The sequence below is a fragment of the Methylocaldum sp. genome, from assembly GCF_039794385.1.
GTDB lineage: Bacteria > Pseudomonadota > Gammaproteobacteria > Methylococcales > Methylococcaceae > Methylocaldum.
On record NZ_JBDIVO010000363.1, the window covers coordinates 1 to 4,491 of the forward strand.

Below are 4,491 nucleotides of genomic sequence, written 5' to 3' on the forward strand. Positions count from 1 at the left end.
TCAGCATTCAGCTATCAGCGATTCCAACTTATTTGCTGACCGCTGATAGCTGACGGCTGACCGCTGAAAGCTGACGGCTCATCCAACCCCTCCGATGCCGAGCGCCGCGAAACTGCCCGGCTGGGCCTTCGCCGCGAGTTGTTCCTTGGTTTGCAGATAGCTCATGAACAGGCTTCCGCCCTTGTGGGCGAAGCCGAGGTCGTCCACCGAGAGCACGCGCAGCCCCAGGCTCACCTTGGCGCGGATCGGGTTCAGCGCGGGATCGAAAGCCTCCTCGGTGATCGAGAAGTCCGTCAGCCGCACCGGCACCACACGGCTCTTGCTCCACACGAACAGCATCAGCGGCGCCTCCATGGGCGCTATTTCCAGCGTCCCGGAACTGGCCTCGGCATCGACCCGCAACAACTGGGCGCTGGTCGGATGCGCCAAGGATTCGAGCACCGCCAGTTGAGGCTGGATGCCGTGCTCGACCACGGCGCGATGCTGGTCCGGAAACTCCAACTGGTCGGCGGCATCGATCTCGGCGTCCAGCTTGATCGTCTCCACCGCCGGCCCCTTGAAGCGCATCGGCTCCGAGCGGTTGGCCGCTTCCCCCCCGGCCGACTGGATCTGCAATGTGCGCGACAGCGAGTCCGGGTTGTACTGCAGCGAAATGATGCGCAGCACTCGCGCCGACTCGGGATCGATCAGCACCAGGCCGCCCTTGAGGACACGCGGAGAATTGGGAAAGGTGGTCATTCAGGCACCTCGGGCACTCTCGGTTTGCGATCGGGCAGATCGACCTTGGGCGGCTTGGGTTTGGTGCCCGAACAATCCTCCGTATCGCCGCTGAGGTTGTAGATACTGCCGTTGCACTGATCACAGGGCGTATTGTCCGGCGGATTGATGAGGGTCCTCCCCCTGGAGTTGATCTTGACCAGGTTGGTCTGCCAGCCCAGGCACCAGGTGATGGCGTCCTTGAAACCGCGCGTGCATACCTTGAAGGCCGTGCTCAGCGCCTGTACCGGCGTTCCGGAAGCGCCGAAATTGCAGCCATGGTCGGAAGTCGGGAACCTAGTTGTGCTTGCGTGCATGTCGTTCTTCTACCGCTCTTCATATCAGGAAACTGCAAACCTCATCGGGAGATCTAGGGCGGCCCCCGGTGGCAGATTTTGTCGTGCCACCACACCGTATCGGTTCCGGACTTGAGGCCATACTTCGGCTTAACGCCGTAAGTGCTGCCCTTGGCATGGCCTAACGGAGCTAAAAAGTTCGCGATTCCGTCATAGAACCGTTGCAGGTCGAAGCAACGGGGGTCGCAGTGGCCGCCGGCAAACGCGTCTTCGACAAAGTGGGTCGTGGTCATGGGCCATACCCCCGCCGCGACTGCCGCTCTCAGATACATCAGGGTCGTATTCCAATATTGTTCGGCCGAGTAAGGGGGATCGGGGAGCGGCAAAATATCGGGATTCGAAGGATCGCAGGTGTTCTCGCTTTTCGCGCCTTTCTTGACACCCACCTGTACGAGCTCGACCGAAACCGTCGCTCTCGCCCGCTGCGCGCGGGCTTCGAGCACGGGTCCGATCACCTTGCAGCCTGATGTCAGGTCCGCCTCTTTACCCTTTACGGCGACCGCCGCCGCGCCTTCCTTCTTCTCCCGCCGGCAGATCTCTGCGACGGCCCAATTGCCCGTGGAGAAAATCTTCCCGCTCGTCGCATCCAACTTGTCCTTCGCACCTTTTTTCTCATCTGCAACCTCCTTTGCGCTCAAGGGAAGCCCAGTCAACGCATCAGCCAAGGCTTTGTCTTTTGCTGCCGTATTCGTTGCTTTCCAGACTTTGCGTAATGCGGTCTCACGGTCTGCTTCCCGAAGCAGGTCCTCGCCCTTTTCAAATTCGGTGGTGGTCGGGCGGCGAGGATCGTAGAAATCCGGGCGCTGGATGATTTCCTGCCCGGTAGCGGGCACGAAAACGTTTGGACCGCTGCCCAGAGGGCCCCGTGCTTTCTTGGCTTCCGTCTCCAAATGAGCCCGGGAGCTGGCCCCAGATGTGTCATGCAACAAGAACTTGGCGCCTGCGACGGAGCCGAAGGATTTGACGGGAGCAACTCCGATATCCTGAAACAGCGAGATGGCCAAACCCTGTTTTTCATCCTTAGGAATGGTTTTTCCCGCCCAATCATCTTTCTTCGCCTCCTTGGTACCCTTGTCGTCCGGGTCACGGAAAAGCCGATCCGGCGTGCCGCCCGCCAGGGATGAAATCGGGAGCCGGTCACTTCTATCGGCTCTTTGACCGGAGCCTGTTCCCGCCGCACCCGACTGCTGCACCACGTGCGTCAGCTCATGCGCCAGCAGGCGCTGCCCCTCGCGCGTCTCCGGCGCGAACCTACCGGTGCCGAACACGATGTCACGTCCCACGGTATAGGCGTGGGCGTCGACCTCCCGAGCCGAGCGCTCGGCGTTCGCGCCGGTGTGTATGCGTACCCTGGAAAAGTCATAACCAAAGCGCTGTTCCATATCCCGACTCAGTGCCGGCTCGAGCGGCCGGCCGGAACCGGCCAAGATCTGGTCGACACTGGTGGGCACCGCTTCGCCGGCTGACTGCCTAGCGAACCGCTGGATACGCAACGGCGCGACACGGACGGCGGGCCGCGCCGGCATCGCTAGCACCTGATCGGCGATCCGATCCGCTTCCCGTTCGTACGCGTCGTCGGGTTCGCCAACCGCCAGCTTGGTCTGGATGCCCGCCATGCGCTTCTTGCCGCATTCCTCGCATTCGCCGCTCAGACCAGGCGAGCCGCCGCAGGCGCACTTGCGCTGCAAGAGTACGCCGCGTCCCGTTACTGACGAGGCTCCGGCGGTGTTCTTCGGCTGTGTTCCCGTGTACGTAATCATCGGTCTATACCTTGGACGGCGCTCCTCAGAATCTCCGGTTTATTCTTAAAAACAATTCCGACGCTGACCTCGTTCGTGCGAAGCGGCCTCCATTCCTCTTGCACCGCTTGTCGGGATTCTTGTCCCTCGACCCCGACCAACGCTGCTATAGGGTGAGCCTCCCATTGATGGGTTTCGCTGCGCTCTACCCATCCTACGCAAGGCTCTCCAGCTACGGGCATTTCTTGGCGTCCTGACCCTTGCAGGGATTCGACACCATGAACCCCTTGGTCTTGAAGCGTTCACAACATACGTTTTTAAGCGCGGATGCACTGTATGAGACTTGGACTTTGGTGCCGCCCTCTACAGAGTGATAGTTGATCTTTCTGATCGTGTCCTGCTTGGCTACATGCACACAAGCCAGCGAGCCTAAACTCAGGCTGCCTTCGTGAATGGCCTGGTTGCCGGTCTTTGGCCCCTCGACAAAGAACACCGCGAAATTCATTGTCGCTTTCGAAGTGTCTTTGAAGTACTTGCCGGCGCGCTTATGGCCGGTGATTTGTTCCGCCTTCGGAACCGACGTGTGGTGATATCCACAGCCCTCGATGCGCGTGACGGTGTGCGCTCCACTATCGGTAAGTCCTTGGGACGCCTTCCCTCCGACGATTCCCACCTTGATATCAGCTAGGCTGACGGGGCTGGAAAAGTACTTAGCCGTAAGTTCGCCGGTTGGTACCAAGTCTCCGTCCGCGTCCGTCGTTGTTCCGGTGAAATCAATGCTTATCTTTTGTATCCAGGGCTTTTTGTTCTTGTCGGTTTTCATCGTGAATGAATCCTCGACGTCCGCCCCATGGTCGCAAACGCCGAAGTTGGCGCTAGTCTTTGGCCGATAAGGCATGATGGCCAGTTGTGGCTTGTTGTGAGCAACACTGCTCCAATCTGGATCTGATTGCTGAACGACATGGGTCAATTCATGGGCAATCAAGCGTCGTCCTTCGCGCGTCTCCGGTATGAACCAACCCGTACCGAACACTATGTTCTGACCAACTGTGTAGGCATGGGCGTTCACCTCCAGCGCCGATTGCTCGGCGGCTCCGCCCAAATGCACTCTTACTCGTGAAAAGTCGTGGCCGAAGCGTTGCTCCATGTCCTGCCGTAACGCGGGCTCCAGTGGCCTGCCGGGACTCGCGAGGACTTGATCGACGCTGGCAGGCGCAACCTCCATTTGCCCCGAAGGTCTCCCGGTAAAACGCTGGATGCGCAGGGGCGTCGCACCAGCCGCAGGGTGTACCGGCATCGCCATCACCCGATCGGCGATCCGGTCCGCTTCCAGCTCTAATGGGTCGTTACTCGCACCTACCGAGAGCTTGCGCTGCAACGCGCGTGATTGGCACTCGTCGCACATTTCCCCCAGTGGAGATTTCGAGGAGCCGCAGGCGCATTTGCGCTGGAGCAGTCCGTCGGCGACGGACACGGCCGAAGCTTTGGGCTTGGCGGGTGCGGTTTGAAGGGCTGCGGCGGCGCTCATCGCCCGGTCTCCCGCGCAATACCCCGAGCTAACTGCGCCCCCACAGTCACCGGTTTTGACTCCGTTTCGATGCGAACTCCGCCTATCTTGAGCCGCGGTAAACTTCCTCGGG

Annotated in this window: 4 protein-coding genes; all 4 read right to left on the bottom strand. The window is 60.3% G+C overall.

Going from position 1 to position 4,491, the window contains the following annotated elements:
* Window positions 1-78: 78 nt before the first annotated feature.
* Window positions 79-738, bottom strand: a complete 660-nt coding sequence (locus tag ABJK70_RS20730) for a hypothetical protein (RefSeq protein ID WP_347258974.1) — start codon at window positions 736-738, stop codon at window positions 79-81.
* Window positions 735-1,073 (bottom strand): hypothetical protein, encoded by a 339-nt coding sequence (locus ABJK70_RS20735; RefSeq protein ID WP_156880494.1) that lies wholly within the window; start codon window positions 1,071-1,073, stop codon window positions 735-737. Before ABJK70_RS20735 ends, ABJK70_RS20730 begins: the two co-directional genes overlap by 4 nt.
* A 53-nt stretch (window positions 1,074-1,126) precedes the next feature.
* Window positions 1,127-2,872 (bottom strand): DUF4157 domain-containing protein, encoded by a 1,746-nt coding sequence (locus ABJK70_RS20740; RefSeq protein WP_347258975.1) that lies wholly within the window; start codon window positions 2,870-2,872, stop codon window positions 1,127-1,129.
* A 211-nt stretch (window positions 2,873-3,083) separates the two neighbouring features.
* Window positions 3,084-4,379 (bottom strand): DUF4157 domain-containing protein, encoded by a 1,296-nt coding sequence (locus ABJK70_RS20745; protein WP_347258976.1) that lies wholly within the window; start codon window positions 4,377-4,379, stop codon window positions 3,084-3,086.
* Between the last annotated feature and the right edge of the window lie 112 nt (window positions 4,380-4,491).